Annotated in this window: 2 protein-coding genes; one reads left to right on the forward strand and one right to left on the reverse strand. The window is 46.0% G+C overall.

Features of this window, described 5'->3' with window-relative positions; genetic code table 11:
* Nucleotides 1-242 (forward strand): hypothetical protein (locus tag A3763_RS29190; RefSeq protein ID WP_197483105.1); only part of this gene is annotated, 242 nt, incomplete at its 5' end.
* 24 nt (nucleotides 243-266) lie between these two features.
* Here A3763_RS29190 and A3763_RS29195 read toward each other — a convergent pair.
* Nucleotides 267-461: hypothetical protein (locus tag A3763_RS29195; RefSeq protein WP_231872314.1), on the reverse strand; the 195-nt coding region annotated here is incomplete at its 5' end.

Here is a 461-nt window from a genome sequence, read left to right on the forward strand (position 1 = left end):
AAACCAAACTTGGTGGTGATGATGCCTTTGTGACGGTACTTGGCAGAGAGGGAGCCGGATATTCACAGATTGGGCTTGTGCAATTTGGTTCAATACAAAATGACAGAGTGATATCACTTAAGGAGTATAGTGATAGTAAGTTTCTTGTGTTGTGGAGTGAAATGCAAACTGACCCTGGGCAGGAGACTTATAGGATATCGGCGTTTTCTAATAGTGGCGAAATGTTGTCCTCGCCACTATAGCGTTTCACAATGATAAAGTGGTGCTCAGAGGCTATAAGCGCCTTTTAGTAGCATTCTCAACTGAAGCTTTGTCTTGTCTGCTTCTTTCGTGCGTTCGGTCTTTGTGGCGTCCAGGCAGTTGCCGCCCATCTGAAAAACAATCGTTACCATAGCTTCCGCTAAAGCGTTGCGCGTCTGATAATCCAAGGCGGCTTTGTTTGTTCCTTCTATCGCGCGCAC

The organism is Oleiphilus sp. HI0128 (assembly GCF_001635365.1).